The organism is Streptomyces sp. NPDC040610 (assembly GCF_055594065.1).
Window position 1 is genome coordinate 1 of sequence record NZ_JBVIXA010000024.1, and the last position, 18923, is coordinate 18923.

General features: G+C 70.2%; 17 protein-coding genes. 9 read left to right on the forward strand and 8 right to left on the reverse strand.

Annotated features, from left to right (window positions below):
* From ACZ6AA_RS39865 to ACZ6AA_RS39885, 5 genes are all read right to left on the reverse strand, one after another.
* A partial coding sequence (locus ACZ6AA_RS39865) for a DUF6461 domain-containing protein (RefSeq protein WP_471463361.1) occupies window positions 1-506 on the reverse strand: 506 nt, incomplete at its 3' end.
* 398 nt (window positions 507-904) lie between these two features.
* The gene (gene dnaB / locus ACZ6AA_RS39870; protein ID WP_471463363.1) at window positions 905-2245 is read right to left on the reverse strand and encodes a replicative DNA helicase; all 1341 of its coding nucleotides are present in this window, start codon (window positions 2243-2245) and stop codon (window positions 905-907) included.
* 67 nt (window positions 2246-2312) lie between these two features.
* Window positions 2313-3050 (reverse strand): DciA family protein, encoded by a 738-nt coding sequence (locus tag ACZ6AA_RS39875; protein ID WP_471463365.1) that lies wholly within the window; start codon window positions 3048-3050, stop codon window positions 2313-2315.
* A gap of 12 nt (window positions 3051-3062) precedes the next feature.
* The gene (locus tag ACZ6AA_RS39880; RefSeq protein WP_471463367.1) at window positions 3063-3815 is read right to left on the reverse strand and encodes a hypothetical protein; all 753 of its coding nucleotides are present in this window, start codon (window positions 3813-3815) and stop codon (window positions 3063-3065) included.
* Window positions 3816-4114: 299 nt separating this feature from the next.
* Complete coding sequence (locus ACZ6AA_RS39885) at window positions 4115-6007, reverse strand: hypothetical protein (protein ID WP_471463369.1); 1893 nt, start codon at window positions 6005-6007, stop codon at window positions 4115-4117.
* A gap of 1297 nt (window positions 6008-7304) precedes the next feature.
* On the opposite strand from ACZ6AA_RS39885, the gene ACZ6AA_RS39890 reads away from it, so the two are divergent.
* The gene (locus tag ACZ6AA_RS39890) at window positions 7305-7952 is read left to right on the forward strand and encodes an HAD family hydrolase (protein ID WP_471463371.1); all 648 of its coding nucleotides are present in this window, start codon (window positions 7305-7307) and stop codon (window positions 7950-7952) included.
* 4 nt (window positions 7953-7956) lie between these two features.
* Window positions 7957-8796, forward strand: a complete 840-nt coding sequence (locus ACZ6AA_RS39895; RefSeq protein ID WP_471463373.1) for a DUF1932 domain-containing protein — start codon at window positions 7957-7959, stop codon at window positions 8794-8796.
* A gap of 7 nt (window positions 8797-8803) precedes the next feature.
* Here ACZ6AA_RS39895 and ACZ6AA_RS39900 read toward each other — a convergent pair whose 3' ends face one another.
* The 3 genes from ACZ6AA_RS39900 to ACZ6AA_RS39910 all read right to left on the reverse strand — a co-directional run bounded on the left by ACZ6AA_RS39900 (window position 8804) and on the right by ACZ6AA_RS39910 (window position 11340).
* Window positions 8804-9373 (reverse strand): phosphotransferase-like protein, encoded by a 570-nt coding sequence (locus ACZ6AA_RS39900; RefSeq protein WP_471463375.1) that lies wholly within the window; start codon window positions 9371-9373, stop codon window positions 8804-8806.
* Complete coding sequence (locus ACZ6AA_RS39905) at window positions 9370-10407, reverse strand: AAA family ATPase (protein WP_471463377.1); 1038 nt, start codon at window positions 10405-10407, stop codon at window positions 9370-9372. The genes ACZ6AA_RS39900 and ACZ6AA_RS39905 overlap by 4 nt, the downstream gene beginning before the upstream one ends.
* Window positions 10408-10584: 177 nt before the next feature.
* On the reverse strand, window positions 10585-11340 hold the full coding sequence (locus ACZ6AA_RS39910; protein ID WP_471463379.1) for a GntR family transcriptional regulator: 756 nt from the start codon (window positions 11338-11340) through the stop codon (window positions 10585-10587).
* Window positions 11341-11598: 258 nt separating this feature from the next.
* Between ACZ6AA_RS39910 and ACZ6AA_RS39915 the strand changes: the two genes are divergently transcribed.
* The 7 genes from ACZ6AA_RS39915 to ACZ6AA_RS39945 all read left to right on the forward strand — a co-directional run bounded on the left by ACZ6AA_RS39915 (window position 11599) and on the right by ACZ6AA_RS39945 (window position 18852).
* Complete coding sequence (locus ACZ6AA_RS39915) at window positions 11599-11982, forward strand: hypothetical protein (protein WP_471463381.1); 384 nt, start codon at window positions 11599-11601, stop codon at window positions 11980-11982.
* A gap of 694 nt (window positions 11983-12676) precedes the next feature.
* A complete protein-coding gene (locus tag ACZ6AA_RS39920; protein WP_471463465.1) occupies window positions 12677-12868 on the forward strand; it encodes a DUF5999 family protein in 192 nt (63 codons plus the stop codon).
* Between the two features lie 551 nt (window positions 12869-13419).
* Window positions 13420-15186, forward strand: a complete 1767-nt coding sequence (locus ACZ6AA_RS39925) for a DUF2637 domain-containing protein (RefSeq protein WP_471463383.1) — start codon at window positions 13420-13422, stop codon at window positions 15184-15186.
* A 161-nt stretch (window positions 15187-15347) separates the two neighbouring features.
* Window positions 15348-15854 carry a hypothetical protein gene (locus ACZ6AA_RS39930; RefSeq protein ID WP_471463385.1) on the forward strand — a complete coding sequence of 169 codons (507 nt, stop codon included), beginning with the start codon at window positions 15348-15350 and terminating at the stop codon, window positions 15852-15854.
* Between the two features lie 4 nt (window positions 15855-15858).
* Window positions 15859-16059, forward strand: coding sequence for a hypothetical protein (locus ACZ6AA_RS39935; RefSeq protein WP_471463387.1), 201 nt, complete (start codon window positions 15859-15861; stop codon window positions 16057-16059).
* A 1933-nt stretch (window positions 16060-17992) separates the two neighbouring features.
* The gene (locus tag ACZ6AA_RS39940) at window positions 17993-18409 is read left to right on the forward strand and encodes a hypothetical protein (RefSeq protein WP_471463388.1); all 417 of its coding nucleotides are present in this window, start codon (window positions 17993-17995) and stop codon (window positions 18407-18409) included.
* An 8-nt stretch (window positions 18410-18417) separates the two neighbouring features.
* On the forward strand, window positions 18418-18852 hold the full coding sequence (locus tag ACZ6AA_RS39945; protein ID WP_471463390.1) for a hypothetical protein: 435 nt from the start codon (window positions 18418-18420) through the stop codon (window positions 18850-18852).
* The last annotated feature ends 71 nt before the right edge of the window (window positions 18853-18923 follow it).

Here is an 18923-nt window from a genome sequence, read left to right on the forward strand (position 1 = left end):
CTGTCGTCGAATCGGGCGCCGGTCGCGCGCTCGACAGCCGCCAGGCCGGCGCCCCACAGGTTGCCATCTTCCAGATTCAGGCCGTGCAGCAAGGGCTGCCAGGCGTCGGGGCGCGCGCCGAAGGTGTCCTCGGGTGCAAGCATTTCGAATGCGGACGAGATCAGTCCGTCCTCGGCCAGACTCAGTTGGGAGACGGCGTTGACGTTCCAGTAGGCGCTGGCGGTGCGGCCGTGCCGGGAGAGCGGGCGCAGCACCTCTTCGCGTGACCCTTGATAGTTGGTGTTCTCCACGACGACGACGGCCGGTCCTGACCGGGAGACCAGGATGAGATCCCTGTCGTAGTGCTCGCGCAGTTCCTCCAGTGGAAGGGGGCGGCACTGCTCGGGGGTGCCGCCGAAAAGACGGATGACGGCATCCTCGTCGCCGCCGTGCATCGCGGTGAACGTGGCCGCTTGCTCCAGTCCTAACTCGGAGAGGAGGTTCTGGAGGTACTGGGGTGAGGTCATGCAGGGATTGTCGTCCCCGCCACTGACAGCCGGGCCCCGGTGCCACCGGGCACGCGGTCGCGGCCCCGACACGAAGTCGGGGCCACGCCTGGAAGGCCGCCTCCAACCTTTGATCCGCAGGTTCCGAGACGGTGTCTGAGCCGAACGTGACGAGTACGCCATCGGCCCGCGAACCAGCGATCACCCGCTGGGTGACAAGGGTGAAGCTGGTACCGGTAATCAGCGTGAGAGGTGTGACTGCGGCCACGAAGCCGAGTACCTGATGCCACTGCACGCCTCGAGCATAGGCAACGAGAACACCCCCAACCACCCATGCTCCACCGGTAGATCCAACGACCGGCAATGTCCGCGGCTGCCACCGCGTCTACGCCGACTCCAAGATCATTACGGGACAAGCCTTAGGTCTGCGTCAGGTCGACGAACCGAGAGTAGTGGCCTTGGAAGGCGACGGTGATGGTGGCTGTGGGCCCGTTGCGGTGTTTGGCGACGATCAGGTCGGCCTCACCGGCGCGGGGCGATTCCCTCTCGTAGGCGTCTTCCCGATGGAGGAGGATCACGAGGTCCGCGTTGTCCTCCAGAGCGCCGGAATCGCGAAGGTCGCTGATCTGCGGCCTCTTGTCCGTCCGCTGCTCAGGACCGCGATTGAGCTTGGACACGGCGACGATCGGGATGTGTAGCTCTTTGGCCAGGAGCTTCAGGCAGCGGGCGATCTCGGAGATCTCCTCGTACCGGGACGGCAACGGGCGGGTGCCGTAGGTCAGCATCTGCAGGTCATCGATCACGATGAGCTTGACGTGCCGCTGGCTGGCCAGGCGCCGGCACTGCGCGCGCAAGTCGGTGAAGGTCGGCCAGGCACCGTCCTGGATGTAGAGCGGGGCCGCCGAGATCTCCGGCATCCGCCGGGCCATCCGTGTCCAGTCGTCATCCTTCATAGCGCCGGTGCGCATGTAGTGCAGAGCGACACGCGCCTCGGCGGCAGTGATGCGCAGAGCGACCTCGACCCGGCTGGCCTCGAGAGTGAACAGCACGGCGGGGACCTGATCCCGGATCGCCACGCGGCGCAGGAGGTCGACTGCGAGCGTGGAGGAACCCATGGCCGGGCGGGCCGCGATGACGACCAGGTGCCCGGGATACAGGCCGCCGGTCAGGGAATCGAGATCGTTGAAGCCGGTGGACAGGCCTGCCAGCCCCCGGCCGCCACCGACGGCTTCGATCTCATCGAGCGCGTCCTCCATGACCTCGCCCAGCGAGTAGGCGGGCGGCAGGCCGCTGCGGCGCCGCACCGTGGCCGCGAGGATCTCGGCCTGCGCGACATCGGCAATGCGGTCCACATCGTCCACGCTGGCCTCCGCGGCCAAGTTCTCCACGTGGGCGGCGGCTTCCTTGGTGCGCCGCAGCACGGCCAGGGCCTGGATGCGTTCGGCCGCGCGCCGCCAGCCTGTTCCCGTGCTGTGCGCGGTCAGGGCGGTGAGGTAGTCCTCGCCGCCGGCCTCCTCGAGTCGGCCTGCGGCGCTCAGCGCTGCACTCACCGCGGCCGCATCCGGGTCCCGGCCGCCGGCATAGATCTCCAGGGCCGTGTCGTAGATCAGGCCATGCGCGGGACGGTGGAAGTCATGGCCCTCCAGGACCTCCACGATCTCCGCGAGCGCGCCGCCGGACAGCAGGACCGCCCGCAGCACGCTCTTCTCCGCCGCCGTGTCGCTGGGCAGATGCGCCGCACTGTCCTCGGTGTCGTCCACGAAACCCGTGTCCTCCGCCCCCGGGCGGCACTGCGGCCGCCCCAACTGCCGTGATCGGACAATCACCTTACGTGCTCGGGCCCGCCTGCTCCCGGCCGGCCTCCCGCCTCGCCCGAAGCAGCGCCCGGGTGCGGACCATCCCCGAACCAGGCGCCGTTGACGGCCGTGCACGCCCGTCTGCTCGGACATCGACGGAGCGGCCGGGCAGCTCGTGCGATGCCTGCTGCACCTGCCGGGCACGGGCCGCCTCCACCACCGCGTCACCCCCACCGCCCTCGGTCCCCGTGCGCTTGGCCTGCAGCGCCATCCCGATGTGAGGGAAGAGCCGCGGCGCCTGGCCGTCCTCACTGTCGGCTTGCTGGTGCGGTGCAGGCAGCGGCGGCAGGTTCTTCCCGCCGTAGGAGCCGAGCAGCGTCAGCCGGCGGACTGGGCCGATCCCGGCGGGCTTCAGACGTTCGTTGAGCCGAGGCAGAAGTTGAGGGGCGAGGAGACGCACCTGCGTCCCCCACGCTTTGGAATCCGCCCGCACCTCAAGCACACCGGTCGCCGCCTCGAAGCGGATGATGGCGATGTGCCGGGCCAACTCCGGCGAAAGATCCCGCCACGCGGCCAAGAGCAGCGGCAAGGCACCCGCCGCCCACGGTGCCCTCCTCTCGATGAGTTCACTCAGGGCCTGGCCGAGAAGGACCGGCGGACGGTCCCGCGGCTGACCGCGCAGGCGACCGCCGCCGTCCGCGGCTGCGCGGGCGGCGTGGCGCCGTGCGTTCTCCTTCGCCGTCCTCAGCGCGATCCGGGCCAGGTCCACCGCACGCCCTCTCTACCGGCCCTCTGCGGCGGCGCGGTCGGCGCACGCGACGCAGACCTCGCTGACCGCGGGATCGAAGCGGCGGCGGCCGCAGCCGCACCAGGGCCAGTCCAGACACGCCGGGCACTGCGTGTGCGGCGCCCGCACCGGTGCTCCGCAGGACCCGCTGCTCCCGCTGCACTCGGCGAACGGCCGGTGCGCGACCGCCTCGGAGACCGTCCGATCCGCCTTCGCACCGCCACCGGAATCGACGTCGTCGTCGAAGTCGTCCTCGCGTGTGCTCTCCGCGAGCACGGCAGCACGGACCTGGGAGCAGACCGGGCACGGCCGGTCATCTGCCTCCGGCTCTTGCGCGGAGGCCATCAGCCAGCCGTCCTCACACCGGTTCGCACACGACGTCGGCTCCACCAGCCACCGCGCGACATCGTCGGGACGGTAGCCGTCCCGAGTGCCCTCGGCCTTTTTCTCCAGCGGCAGCGTGGCCCACCGGCCCCACCAGCGTCGGTCGATCCGGGCCTGCAGCACGCCGGGCGGCAGATACGTGAGCTGGTCACGGATGCTCTCGATGACCTCATGCGACACACCGCCCCCGCACGCCCACAGCAGCTTGGGCGGCAGGCTGGCCAGCACCGCCCGCAACGGATCGGGCCCCGCGGCCGCCGACCGGCATGCCTTGCACTGGTCCCGGTCCCAGGTCCGCTCGTAGAACGACTTGGACCAGCGGTGCTTACGGTCTTTGCGCCGCGACGGCTCCACCATCGTCACGCGCGGCGGCTCCTCACGCTCGGGCAGAGTGGCGTTGCACGTCCGGCACAGCCCCTGGCAGGCCCGGCACAGATGGTTCACCTTCGGCGTAGCGGCCTGGCACCGCGGACACTCCCGCTCACACACCTCACACAGGTGACTGTCGGGATGGGGCTGAGGAAGCCACCGCCGCTCGCCCTGGCAGCGCACACAGCGCCGCGTGTCAATGTCCGCATTGTGGGTCGGCAGGATCGGCCGCCCCGGACACTGGTCACACCGCACCAGAGGCCGGTCCGCCGACGGGCCCGCTCCGAGCAGATTCAGCATGCTGTGCCCTTTCCGGCGTGGTGGGCGGCGAGTTCGTCAGCGTAGCGGGCAACCACCGCCTCCCAGAGAGCGGTCGCGGAGGCGGTACTCCCCCGCTCGGCAGCATCCCCGCCAGCGCCAACGCCGCTGCCGTCATCGTCACGTTCCAAGTGTTCGGCCCGGTCGGCGTACAGCACCCGGGCCGCCCGCTCCGCCGCGGCCAACGCCCGCGGAGCCACGACGGCCAGACCCTCCAGGACATCGCGAACCGGCCCCGGCAGGCACCGCCCAGCCGCCTGCGGTCCCGCAGCCCGCCTCGCGGACACGCTCTCCGCCACGGCCCCACCATCGCGGGCTGGCACCGGCGCGAGCGCCACCGGCGGCGAAGCAGGTTCTTCCGCCGGGCGGGCTTGCCCGCGGGACCGGGCCGACGGCACGTGGGCTGCCTCCCAGGCGCGGCGGGCCGCCACAGCACGAGCGTGGTCGTAGACCTCGAACTCACACCTGTCACACCGGACCCGGTCCGTCGCCCGGCCCCGCACGAACTGCCCGCAGCCCCGCCGGGCACACGGCACAAGCGTCATCCCGCCCCGCACGTACGGCAGTCCGATCGACAGCGCCCACGACAAGCCGTCACGCCGAAACGCATACGGCCGCCGCCGGTCGCCCGTAGCCAGCGGAGCCAGCCGGGCCCTCAGCCGTGCGGCGATCTCCGCATCCTCCTCGCCCTCGAGGAGAAGGCCCCGCACCAGACGGCTGAGCTGCCGCCGTTGAAAATCACTCACCCCAGGAACGATCTCTGCCAGCAGCGCCGCGACCCGCGGCACCCGCCGTGCCAGCCCGGTATCGACAGGACCGGAATCCAAGGGCGAAGAGGCAAGTCTGCGCGGTTCCCCGCGCAGCGGGCCGCCGCCCCCGCCCCCGTGCGTGCTCCCCGGCAGTTCACTGGACCCACCACGGCCTTCGCCGGAAAAGCCACCAGAGAGCGAGAGAGGAAGGACGGGAGTAACCAGGTGAGGGTGATCAGTGTGAAGGGCTGCCGCATCGTCGGGCTCTGCAACAACAGCCTCATCCGCCACCGGCACACAGCTGACCTGCGTCTCCGTCTCCACGTCCGGCGCCTGAACAGGCCCTGCCGCAACGTCGGGGTCTGAAAACTCGGGCTCCAGAGCTTCCGCACGGTCCTCCTGGGCGTTGTCGGCGACCGTACGGCCGTGCGCGGCGGCGATCGCCGGCACCATCAGCCGCGATCGGTTCGGCATGCCCGAGCCTGTCTTCAGCCGCACCCGCAGCACGAGCTCGCGGTCCTCCAGACGCTCCAGCACCCGTTCCCCCGCCGAGGCCGTGCAGCCCAGGAGCCGGGCCACCGTCGCCGCCGCCCGGCCGCGCTTGGTGTCCACCGTGCCGCCGCACTGCCGCACTCGCCCGGTCTCCCGCGCCTCCAGCACCAGCAGCAGCAGCGCGAGACGGTCCGTCGCCGCGCCGCGACCGGTACGCGTACCGATCAGCCCGGCCGGAGTGACCGAGCCGTCCCGGTGCGTCCAGCCCGGCGCCATCACGGCCTCCAGCAGCCGCAGCAGCGTTGCGTACTCCTTCTTCGCCAGGTTCAGCGGATGCCCGGTCACGTCCTGCGCCGCCCACAGCGGCAGTACCCGGCACTTCAGGCCGTCGTCCTGGCCGTACGTGCCTTCCGCGGTGTCGACGGAGACCACGCCCGAGCGACGCAGCACCGGCAGCACAGCGGAGGCGACGTACGACGCGGACAGCCCGAGCCACCGGCCCAGCTCCGAGGTGCGGATCTCCACCACACCGGTCTCCGACGGCGTCCGCGACGCCAGCACCAGCACCGCCAGACGCACGGCATCTGAGACACCGTCCAGGCCCGTGACGTCCAGCAGTGCTCGCACCGCACCACGCATCCGGGCTCGAGCATGCCGTCCCAGCGACAGCGGGTGTCCGGGTGTCCGGTGTGGCTCCGGCCCAGCAGCCTGCAAACGCAGCTCATGACCACGGGAAGGGGCAGGAACCTTGACCGGCTGCTTCACAGCCGCCCGCGCCATCACAGGGACTCGCCCCCGCCCACAAGGCCCGAAGCAGTGGCCGGGAACCTGCGCACGGACGGGTCGTTGCCTCTCCGAGCAGCTGAAACGACCGATGCGTGATCCATCCGCCGACCCTGCACCAGGTTGCCTGTGGATAGATCGGCGGAATCCACATCGGTGGTGAACCCTCCCGCAGGGCGGCGAACAAGTTGTTCGCGCGGCCCGTGGGACGGGACGGCGTTGGCGAGCAAAGTGGTTGGGGTCGTCACGTCTGTTACGGGTGCGGGAATCGCGCGCCGTGTGACAGGCCGAGGTGATGAATCCTCTCCCGGCGCGGCTTCTACATGAGGAAACGGACGAACTGGCGTGTGATATCCCGCTCGGCTGGCCCTGTGTACCTGGCGAACCAGGGTGAAACGGGCATAGCTGGGCTGGAAAACGCCATAACAGTCCTGCACAATGGCTCCTGTCGTGGAGGCATCGCCAAAACGGCATGACGAAGCCCCCCGTGGGTGCTTCGTGGTTCGCGGGGAACCAAGTACGAACCGTCCGTCCGGCTGCTAACCGGGTGGACGACCCCTTCGGGCGGGGCTGCTAACCCCGTCCGGTGTCAGGGGGACGCTCAGCCGGGGTGCGTCAACACCTCGGGGACTGGGCGTCCCGGCGGCTAAGAGGGCATCGAGCCCGCCGCCTCAGGCAGCTACGACGTCGCGACCTCCACAGGAGAGATCGGGCTGCGCTGCCTTCCAGCGCAGAAGCCATGTCGGGCCACTCGGAACAGGGACATGGGCGTGTGAGAAGCGGCAACGCGTGTACGCGACCACCCCGCCGGAGCGACGTCAGCGCATCGCTGCAACGGCGGGGTGGTGTGTGTCCACGCGCGGGTACGGGTACCCTGCATCACGCGGCCGCCTTTCTCTCGAAAAGGTGGGTCGCCGGGTCGGGAGTCTTCTCCTGACCGAGAGCCCCCACGGACTTGCCTAAGGTCCCGGGGGCTTTTTCCTGCACAATCGCGGATCAAGTCCTCAGTCACCCTACTCCCCTGACACCTCATAGAGTGACTACAGGTCACAACGTGTCGGGCCAGCGCCTGACGCGCCGTCACCTTCCCTCGTCGGCCCGCTCGATCCAGGCACGACGTCAGCTCGGTAGGGTCTCCGGAGTGCAGAACCTGGCCCTCTTCGACCTGGACGGAACGCTGACCGACCGCGCCTCCGCCTACAGTGCTGCGATCACCGACCTGTGCGTGACTCACGGGTACAACGCACAAATCGAAGACTGGCTCCTCACCGAGCTGGCCGACCGCGCGAACCCCAACGACTTCGCCCGACTGCGGGAAACCTTCGCCCTGGAGGCAACGGCCGCGAACCTGTGGCAGGAGTACGTCGACCTCATGGCGGCCGCCGTCACCTGCCGCCCCGAAGTCCTCGAAGGCCTGGCCCACCTGCACGCGGCCGCGTGGACGATCGGCGTCATCACCAACGGAGCCAGCGACATCCAGCGCGCCAAGCTCGCCGGGACCGGCCTCGCCGAACTGCTCGACGGCGTCGCCGTCTCCGGCGACCTGGACATCCGCAAGCCGGACCGGCGCCTCTTCGAACTCGGAGCCACCCGGTGCGGCGTCAGCCTCACGGACGGCGGCTGGATGATCGGCGACAACCCGGCCGGAGACATCGGCGGCGGCCACCAGGCCGGCCTGCGCACCATCTGGCTGCGCGGCCGCCCCTGGCCCGACGAACTCCCCGCCGCCCACCACGTCGTCGACGACGTCACCGACGCCATCACCATCCTGCTCGCAGAGGCGGAGTAGCACCGTGGACCAGCCGACCGTCGGCATCCTCCACCCCGGCAGCATGGGCGCCGCCGTCGCCGCCTGCGCCGCGTCCAATGCAGCCAAGGTCTTGTGGTGCGAGGCCGGGCGCAGCACCGCGTCCGCGGAGCGCGCCGCCCGGGTCGGGCTGACGCCCGTGGCCACGATGGCCGAGCTGGTGGAGCGCAGCGACATCGTCATCAGCCTCTGCCCGCCGACCGCCGCCGAGGACCTGGCCCGCGACGTCGCCGCACACCGCTTCGCCGGGATGTACGTAGAGGCGAACGCGATCAGCCCCGAGCGGACGCAGCGGATCGCCTCACTGCTCGAGCCGGACGCGATCGTCGTGGACGGTGGCGTCGTCGGCTCTCCACCAGTGCGTGGCAAGACACCAACCCTGTACCTAGCCGGCCCGGCCGACGCGACCGAGCGCATCGAGGCACTGTTCGCGGCCACCGCCGTCCGAACGGCGGTGCTGGGCACCGAGGTCGGGAAGGCATCCGCGCTGAAGCTGTCGTACACCAGCTTCCAGAAGGCATCGCGGGTGCTGGTGGCACTCGCGGTCGGCATGGCGCGCGAGCACGGCGTTGACCAAGAGCTCATCGAGCTCGCCTCCCGGCGCACCGACTCGTACCTGTCCGAGCCGCAGTACATCGCCAAGACCGCAGCCCGCGCCTGGCGCTGGGGGCCGGAGCTGGAGGAAGCCGCCGACACTCTCGCGACCGCCGGCATCCCATCGGAGATGCTGCGAGCGGCTGCCTCCACGCTGGCACGGTGGAACGACGCCAAGGACGACAGCGAGCTCACGCTCACCGACGCCCTGGACCGACTCGCCCAGCCGTAGTCCCCGCTCACGCCGTCGCCGCTCCCGCCCGCTGCGCCAGCAGCTGGTCGATGAGCCGCGCCGCGTCCTGCGGCGACGACTCCGTCGTGTCCACGGCCAGGTCCCAGGTCGTGTCCGGATGCCCGCTCAGGTCCTTGAAGGTCGCATCCCACACCACCAGGCGCGCCGCGGTGTCCCTGTCGCCACGGCCCGCAGACCGCTGCGCGGACACCTCACGCGGGCACCACAGCAGCACCACCGACCAGTCGGCCGGGTAGCCGTCGACCAGGGCCCGGATGCCGTCGACCTGCCCGAGGTGCACCACCGGCACCCCGGTCGCGAACGCGGCATCCAGGCCGGGCGCGTCGACGACGTAGGTATTGCCGTACCTGGAGTTCGCGTAGACGACGGCGCCCGAAGTCTCCAGCTCGTGCAGCTGCTCCGCTGTCCCCATCCGGTACCCGGCGCTCTTGCCTGCCCCGACCTTGAGCCGTGCGAACTGCGCGTACTTCGGGTCCAGATCGGCGAGCGCGGCAGTGACCGTGTCCTTGCCCGACGCCGGCGGGCCGTAGAGGACGACTCCGTGCTTCCCGCTCACGAGTACATCGCCCCCATCGCCTGCCGGGCCTGGTCCGCGAGCGAGACAGCGGTGCCCATCCGGTTGTCGACGACCAGGTGAGGCACCGCTGGGCGCAGGTCCAGGTCGATCGTGGCCACGTACTCGTCCCAGCGGGAGAGCTTCCACGCGTCACGGGCAGCCGAGCGGAAGGTTATGTACTCCCGCATCGACTCCTCGTCACAGCGCACCCACACAGGGAAGACGTCGACACCCATGGACGCAGCCCGGTTGGACAGGCGCTGCATCCAGGCCGCGTCGGTCATCTCCGCGATGAACGGCGCGCTCAACACCGTGCTGATCCCACACTTGATGTTGGCCATGGCTGACTGCATGAGGCAGTCGTACTCCACCGACCGGACGCGCTCCTTGTAGAGCTCGGTGTGCCGGTCGTTCGGGTCGCCTCCCAGCGCGACCAGGAGCCGTTCCACGAGAGGTCGGGTCAGCGGATCCTTGTCGAGCAACGGCCACCCGGTGAGCTGGACGAAGAACTTCGCCAGCTCTGTCTTACCGCTACCGGCGTATCCCCCGACCAGGATCAGGACTGGGCGGTGCGGGTCGCCGCCGGTGTGCCGTCGCTTCCAAGCGTCGATGATGCGCTGCTGGAGAGCGAAGTGCCCGGCGTCGTCGCTGCCTGGCGAGATGCGGTGGACGGCTCGTTCGACAGCTAGGACGTGCGCGCCGTTGAGCCGGTCGTTCATCGGCGTGAGCTTGAAGGACGTCTCTTCCCCCGGCAGCGCGGCACGGAAGCCCAAGTCAGGCTCGGTGGCCCGGTAGAGAAGGCAGTAGGCGCGCCGGTAGTGAGGGCCTGGGTAGACCTCCCCCTGCTCGTGTTGCCACAAGGTCTGCGGATTCGCGGCCGGGATCCCCTTCAGCTTGGCCTGCTCAGCGACTTCGCGAAGGCGTTCGCCGGCCTTCTCCAGGGTCAGGCCGTGAGCCTCCCGTTGGTCCCGGAGCCGATCCGGCTGCCACCCAGCACGGTGCTTCCCCACCCTGTGTCCCTCCGTGATCGCCATGCCCGCGAGCCTAGGTCTCGGACCTCAAATCCCGTGTGTACGTGGATGTTGAAAACCCGTGAATGGAACTGCGCACGGGCTTCGACAAGCCTCTGTGATGTTCCGAATCCGTGATCGCCGGTGTGATTGGCCCCACAAGACGACCAGTCAGGGGTGGCAATGCAGAGCACCGCACGGTTACGCATCGAACTCGTACTCCAGCACGTACGAGGCGCTGTCGAGGGTCATTTCGTTGATCTCGACGACGCGTTCCCCGCTGGCGAAGGCAGTTCGGCAGAGCTTGATCACGGACCGCTCATCAGACATGCCGAGCACTGCAGCTTCGGAGCTCGTTGGCAGTCGGCTTTGGATCTCTTCGCGGAAGCGCACCACGGTGTGACCGAGGTCAGTGAGTCGTGCGTAGATGCCCCCCGGTCCGGTGTCGGCCTGGGTGATCGCCGAGCCCTCCACCAACTCGTATGGGAGGTAAGAGATGGCGAACATCACCGGGCGGCCGTCCAGCACGTAGCGGCGGGAGCGCACGCAGGCTGTCGCGCCTTCTCCCAGCCCAAGGACATGGGCGATGTGAGGCGGTGGGACTGCTTGGCCGACGGTTACTTGATCAACGTCAAGTGTTCGGTCTTCGTCAGCCGACCAGATCGATTTGCCTGCGCCCCATTGGTCGCGTGCCAGTCGCTGAATCCCATGCCGCCGGATTGGGCGGAAGGCCTGGACGAACACGCCCGCACCCTTCCGGGACTCTGCCAGGCCCTGATTTTTGAGGGCGCGAAGAGCCTGACGGGCGGTGAGTGCGGCAACGCCGTACTGCGCAGCGAGTGCGGTTTCCCCTGGCAGCCGATCGCCGGGTCCGTACTCCCCTGCCTCGATGGCTGCCTTCAGGTCGTCCGCAATCCGTCGGTACTTGGGCAACTGGCTGCCCGTCTCTCTCGTCATGAGTCTCCCTACCTCGCTAGCGATCCTAAAGCGGCCAGCTATCGGGATCGCCGTCGCGGCGGCTTGATCCATAGGGGAGCCACTCCAGGAGAGTACATCGTTAACGAACTCCTTGACATCGCTATCGAGGCTCGCTTCACTGAGTCCATCGACCTCGTTAGCGAGGTGGGCGAGACCTCGTCTCGGGACTGCTCAGCCATGCCCAGCCGTCATCGGGACGCCTCCCGCGCCTTGCCTTTTCGAGAGGAGCTCCACCCCATGAACACCACCCGCCGCCCTGCCGCTGGCTTCGCTACCGAGTACTTCGACGCTGAGACGCTCGCGCTTCTGGAGGCGGTGGAGGTGCCGCTCCCCCCTTTCGCCGACCTCGACTTGGACGTCGCCTTCGGTACGCCGCTGGAGATGTACGAGGGCGGCCTTCTCCCCCACGAGCGGCTGGACGGCCTGGACATCGAGGCTGCGATCGAGGCGATCGAGTCCCGCGAGGACCGCATGCTCGCGGCCCGGGACATCGCCGCTGCCGATCCGGCCGCCCTCGAGCTGGTGCGCGAGCGCCTGGTCGACGTGCTTCTCCCCTACGCCGCGCAGCTGCGCATCCCGCGGCGGCCGGCCGCCGGGGTGCCTGTGCCGCTTGTGGCGTGACCTCAGGCCTTCGGCTCTGACGGCTCCCATCGTCGCCACCTCGGGTGGCGGCGGTCGAAGCGGCCAGATTCACCGACCGCCGAGCTCCCGGAAAAGGCCACCTCGCGACGCACGTCGCGGCCGGACCGGGGAGCGCTCGTTCTTTGAGAACTGAAGACGCTGCGCCGGGTGACGACTACCGCCCCTGACCAGGTAATTGGCCGGGTGTTGCGGCACGGGTGACCGGACTCCAGTCCTTGCGGGGCTGTCGGATGCGTCAGAAGGGCACGGCCGGAGCCAGAATCCCGGTCACCGTGAACGGCGGCGTGCAGCGGGGAAGCGAGAGCGACTCTGTTGCGTGCCACGGAGCGGCAGCAAGGCAGACCCCGGTCTGCTTCGGCGGCCGCACGGGCCGAGCGATCACCCTCCCCCGCAGCACCTTGCGGCGGTCGCGCGAAGACAGCCCCCGGCCGGTAAGCGGCACATCGCACGACCCGGCAGGTGAGCCAGTGGTCGCGGGCACGCCACCTCCCGGTCGAAAGGTGGTCAGCGCGGAAGGCAGTAGGCCGCGCACCGCAACACCCCAAGCACTTCGCAGCCCCGCGCTGCCCTGACGCGCGCCGCCGGCCTTCGGGGCGTCGGTGCGCGGTGGAGAGCGCGGCGGACCGCCTCGTATTCCGCGACGTCACCCCGGGAGGGTCACATGACGAGTTCCTTGTGCACGCACATGCCGACGTGTCCGACGGCGGACAGCGCGGACCGGGAGGCCGCGCATGTCGTGGCGCACCGCCCGGAGCAGGGCTGGAGCCTGTTGTGCAACGGGGTCCTGCTCTTCGAGGACACCGGCGAGCTGCTCCCTGACGGCCGGGTCGTCGCCCCGCACCGTCCTGTCGCCGTCCTGGCCTGACGGCTGCCTGGCACCGCCCGGACCTGATTGCCGCCCTCGCGGCGGTGTGGCCCGGGCGGTGTCAGGGAGCTGGACAGGCTGGCTCACAGACAGGCAGGACGATGACTATGCCCTTCTTCCTCACCCGCTTTGCGCGCTCTGTGACCCGCGATTTCGCCCTCGGCTGGACGTGCCAGGGCAACGGTGGATGTGGTGCCACCGACAACGCCGACACCGCCAGCAACTGTGGCGGCTGCGGACGTTCCTGGGGATGACACCGCGACCAGCTCGGCCCTCGTAGGCGACCGTCGGTTGACTGCCACGGGCCGCTGCTTCGCGCCCACCCGGCGGGAGCCGCATCGAGTTTCGAGCCCGCCCCGCGACGTTTCGCGAGACCCGCCGCCCGCCCCCCGGGCTGCCGCCCCTTTCGTGCGCGCGGAGCCGGTAGAGCCGGTGCCAGTTTCGTGGTCAACCGACCGCACCGGCCGCCGCTTCGGGAACGCGCCGCCGCGTTTCGGGAGCAGCCCCCGCCGTTTCGCGCACACCCTGAATCGCCCCACCGGAGGCCCCACGTGACGATCACTGCCTGGCCGCGCACCGCGGCCGGACCCGGCCCCGAGACGGACGCACCGGCCGCCGTTTCGGGAGCACCCGAGCCGGTTTCGCGGATGACCGGCGCCGTTTCGGACGCGCCGGATTCCACTTCGGAGACAGAAAGCGGAACCGGAACAGACCGCTCCCCGACGAAGCTCACCGGTACCCAGAAGTGGACGACAGGCGCGATCGTCATCGCCGCGTTCGCCCTCGCGGGCATCGGCCTGTACCTGTCCTTCGAGCACGTCGCGGACTTCGCGTTCAAGGAGCTCCGCTTCGGCTCGCTGGGCAAGGGCCAGCTGTTCGCGGTCGGCGTCGACGTCGGCATCATGGTGATGATCGCGGTCGACCTGCTGATGGCGTGGCTCAAGCGCCCCATCAGCTGGATTCGCTACCCGGTGTGGCTGTTGACCGCCGCGACCGTCGTCCTCAACGCCGCGTCCGGCGCCCCGGAGGGCGCCTGGAAGCTGATCGACTACGTTGCGGCCGGCGCCCACGGCGTCGTGCCGGTCCTCTTCATCACCGTGGTGGAGCTGGGCCGTGACGCCATCGATCGCGTTGTCCGCCCTGAGCAGGCCGAACGGGACTCGATCCCGTGGCTGCGGTGGATCCTCGCCCCGATCGCAACCGCCCGGATCTTCCGCCGGATGCGGCTGTGGGGTGTCACCTCCTACCCGGAGATGATCCGCCGTGACCAGCAGCTCATCGCGTACGAGCAGTGGCTCAGGCGCAAGTACAAGGGCGACATCTCCCAGGCCAGCGAGGACGAACTGCTGCCGATGAAGATGGCGCCCTACGGCTACACCGTCGACCAGGCCCTGGCGATGCCCGATGAGCAGGAAGAGGCAGCTGCGGAGCGTGCGGAGGAAGCCGAGCGCCGCCGCCTGGACGCGGAGACGCGCCGCGAGGTCGCCAAGGCGGAGTCCGAAGCCGAGCGGCTGCGCGCCAAGGGCAAGGTGGAGCTGGTCCAGGCGGAGGTCGAGGGCCAGACCGGCCAGGCCCGCGCACACGCCCGAGCCCAGGTCGGCGCCGCAGAGCGGGCCGCCGCGCTGGAGCAGGAGGCGCTGGACAACGCGGTGGTCGCCGAAGCCCGAGCCCGTGAGGCGCAGGCGGAGCGCAAGGAGGCCGACGAGCACGAGGCCAAGGCCGCCGCGGACCTCCGGGCGGCGGAACTGGAGCGGCAGGCAGCTGAGAAGCGGAAGGAAGCTGCGGAGGCCGACCGGGTCGCCGCGGCGGAGGCTCAGGCGATCGAGACCCAGACCATCGCCGAAGCCCGCGAGGCCGCTGCCGAAGCGGACCGGCGTGCTGCCGAAGCGGCGAGGGCCGCTGCCGAAACGCAGCGCGCCACTGCCGAGGCCGACCGGCTCACGGCCCAGGAGAACGAGCGCAAGGCGACTGCCGACGCGAACACGCAGGCGGCCAGGAAGCGCGAGGCCGAAGCCGAACTCGCTGCTGCCGAAATGCGCCTGGCTGTGGCCGAAGCCGAGCGGCGCGCGGTCGAAATCGAGGACGCCGCGAAGCTCACCCCGCGCGAGCGGTCGGTGCGCAAGGTCGCGCGCCTGGCGCTGTCGTCCGATCTGGTGCCCCTCGGCCTGGGGCCGGACGAAATGCACCCCGAGCTGTGCCGGGTGGTCTCGATCGCGGATGTCCAGCGCGCGACCGGAGTGTCGTCCACCGACACGGCCTCGAAGTACCGCCAGGAGGCCGCCGAACTCCTTGTCGGCGGCTACCGCCCCGAGCAGTGACCTTGACGAACCGCCTCGCCGGTTCGGCGTGTCCACCGGCCCCCGAGATGCCGTCAACATCCCGGGAGCGCGGTGAAGGCGCCGAAACGCCACCTGCAGCCTGTCACCCCCGGCTGCCGCGCACACCCCCAACTCCCCACCTTGACCTGGAGGTCTTTCGCATGTCGGACAACCGGTGGACGTCGGACCACCTGAGGAAGCCGGGCGGCACCGGACTGTACGGCGCCCAGCAGCGTGAACGGCTGCGGCAGATGGCCGACGAGGTCCAGGCGCTGCTGCGCGAGTACCGGGCCGATCTGGAGAGCGTGAAGTTCGACGGCGACAAGCCTTTCGAGGCCCGTATCCGCGCCTACCTCGCGTCACGCCCGCTGGCCCGCCTGGAAAGCGATCTGCGGGACGCCGTGAATCACGCTGGGAAGCTCGACACTGAATTCCAGCGCCGCTACGTGGAATTGCCGAAAAGGCGTGCCGAGAAGGAGAAGAAGAAGGAACTGGAGAAGCTCCGGAAGGCCGTGATGAAGTCCAGCCGTCCGGGCAGCTCGGCCGCACAGATCAACGGAGTCACGCATGCCCTCAGGGGCGGCGCAGACGACGAGCGTGAAGAGGCCGGCACCAGTGCGGAAGGCGACGGCCCGTCCTTCCTGGACTACCTGGAAAAGAGGGCCTGAAGAAGTGTCCGCACGGTTTTCCGAGGGGCAGCTCGCGTACTGGAACGCGCGGTTGGAGAGGGCGGTGACGAACCCGGACCGGGCGCGCACGCTGTGGGATCTGGCTCGCACGGTGGCCGGCACTGACGACGTGCTGTGGGCCGACCTGGTCCGCCTGCTCCAGGCCTGGACCCAGGAGCAGGGGCAGCGGCACTCAGCACCGTGACGCTCTGCGCTCATCATCACCGCCTCACTCCGTGAATCCGGGGGGCCTATGTACGCGTGCACGCGTACGCGTGAGGGCCCCCGTTTCGTGACGTTGAGTGACTGATTGAAGGAGACGGCCGATGGCCGACGATGACGCCGGGGGCACCCTCCTCGGCTTTCCCGGGCTGAGGATCCCGGGACCGGTGGGCAGTGGCCCGCCGGCTGCGGGCGATGCCCCCGGCCTGGCTCCGCTGCCCGACCTGTCCCCGCCGGCCTCGCTCGTGGTCGCCGACAACCCCGTGATCGGCGCCGGGAGTTCGGCGGCAGTAAATCCGGATGCCGCAATGCCGGACGTGCCGCAGCAAACGGGTGTGGCCGCCATGTCGGTGGTCATGATGGCCGGTATCACAGTCGCCGCACTGCGCGGAGCCTGGAATACCGCCGCTTATCTGAAAGCACGCCGCGATCACCACAAGGCGATCGCGGATCAGCAGAAAATGGCGGGAGACAGAGCGAAACTCGGTGCCGCGATGGCGCGCCAGAAGGCGCGTGTCCAGCCTGGCCCTGAGTTCGGCCGTATCACCCGGCCGGTGAGCGCCGGCGGGGGCCGGATGAATGCGGGCGGAGGGCCGGGGAGGAATTCCGCGCCGGCCGCCTTCCGCTCCTCCGCGGGCCAGAAGCCGACTGGCGGCTCCGGATCCAGGGCGCCCGGCAGGGCCTCTGGTGGCCCGTCTGGCGGCCGTAAACACACACCTGTGCCCGCCGGGCGCGGCAATGGCTCCGGGGGCCGCAGCGGCGGCCCGCGGGCCGCCGCTTCCAGGAGTGCCGGAGATACCCGGGCGCGCGCCGGAAAGGCGGGAACCGGCGGCCTTTCCGGTGCTGTTCGCGACCGCGCGGCGGACCGGATCCGCAACGGCCCCAGGCCGAAACCTCCCCCGGCTCCGGCCTCGCCGCGCGCGCCGGGAATCCTGGACGCTGCCCGCGGCCGCGTTGCCGGCCGCATCCGCAACGGCCGCCCGCCCAGGACCACGCCGGCGTCCGCTCCGAAGGGCGGGGCCACCAAGCCCGGCCGCGGCCCCTGCATCCGAGACGCCGCCCGGGCCCGGCTCGCGGACCGCATCACCACCGGCTCCTGGAAGCCGACCGGCCGTAAGCCGGCCGACTTCGCCAGGGGCGCGGGAGGAGCGGCGACACCGGCAACGATCCGTGGCGCGCTCAGGCACCGGGCAGTCGGCAAGATCCTCGGCGGGCACAAGGCCAAGGGCGGCCCGGCAGCAGCGAAGCCGGGCGGCCCGGCGCGCAAGGCGAAGCTCCTCAAGAGGATCAACGTCGTCAGGAAGCTCGGGCCCAGGCTCAGGCCCGCCATGGCCCGTCGGGGCGGGTGGGCGCGGAAGGCGAAGCTCCTCCGGAAGATCAACGTCAGGAAGCTCACGCCCAGGCTGAAGTCCGGGTGGGTGCGGAAGGTGCGGCTCCTCAAGAGGATCAGCGTCAGGAGGCTCACGCCCAGGCGCAGGTCCGGCGCGGCCGGTCGGGGCGGGTGGGCGCCGAAGGCGAAGCTGCGCAGGAAGGTCAGTCTCAAAAAGAGGCCCCGCAAATGCGGTTCGGGGCAGGCCCCTGGCTCAGGAGGCGGCGCGGGCCGGGCGCAGCGAAAGCGGCCCGGGGAGCGCCGCTCGTGGCGTGTGCAGTGGGAGCGGGCGGGTGCCCGGCGCTCGGCACGTGCCTCGCACGACCTGTCCCAGCCCGGCCCCGGTCCCGGCTCGGGGGCCAAGGCCGGGGCCGGTCCCGGATCCGGGTTCGCGCCGCCGCCGGGCTGGGGCCAGACCCAGGGCTACACCGTGACCGTCGAGCGGGCCGACGGCGGCCCGGGTTCCCCGCCCCGCCGCAGCCCGGCCCAAGCCGTCGCCGCAGGCGGCCGCGGGCGTCCTGCAGGAACGAGTGGAGGAGCAGTATCCGTGAGCGTGTCTGTCCCGGCGAAGGCGCCGGACACCCAGTACACCGACTCCGAGTTGACGATCTTTGATGTCATCGAATCCGACGCTGACCAGGCGGAGGAGATCACGGCAGGTGTCGACGAGGCCCGGGCGGCGGCCGCGGGCAGCGAGCAGATGATCACGCGCCTGGAGGCCCTGCACGCGAAGATCGTCGACCTCAAGGTGCCCGGGGTCCTGGAGGGCTGGTGCCTGCTGCTGGTGGAGAAGGCCATCAGCGTCAAGGCCCGGGCCGAGGCCGTGGCGGAGAAGCTGCCGCATGCCTCCGAGGCCATCGGCACCGCCGGAGTAAACGCCGAACGCCGTCACCGTCCGCTGGCCGACGCGGTCCGCGATGCCGGTCACACCGCGCCCGCCGAGCGGGACTACCACGTCGAATAGGAGAACCCGTGTCCGACCTCATGCCCCGCATCGGTGGCGCGCTCGTCAAAACCGGCGAGGTGATCGTCGGTGGAGTCCGTTTCGGCGTCGTCGTCGCCCAGCTGACCGCCGCCAGTGTCACCATGGCCGGCCTGGCCGAGCAGGTCCGTTCCACGTTCAAGTACGTGGAGGACTGCGCGCAGTCCGTGGACCGGCTCGCCGACCAGGCCGCCGCCTGCAACGTCGACCAGGCCACTGTCAACGAGCACCGCGAGGCCGCCACCGTGATGCGGTCCTGCCTCGAGGAGGCCGAGGCGATGGCCAACGAGTGCGAGGAGATGTCCACGCTCTTCCGCACGACGGCCGAGGAACACATCGCCGACTACGGCCCGGTCGCGGATGCCGCGAACAACATGCCGGACGGCATCGAGATGGCCGACCGGTCCTTTTACAGCAACCGCTGATCCCACGCCCCTGGCATGCGCGGAAGGGCAGCGAACCCCACCGGTTCGCCGCCCTTCCCTCTACCCCTCGA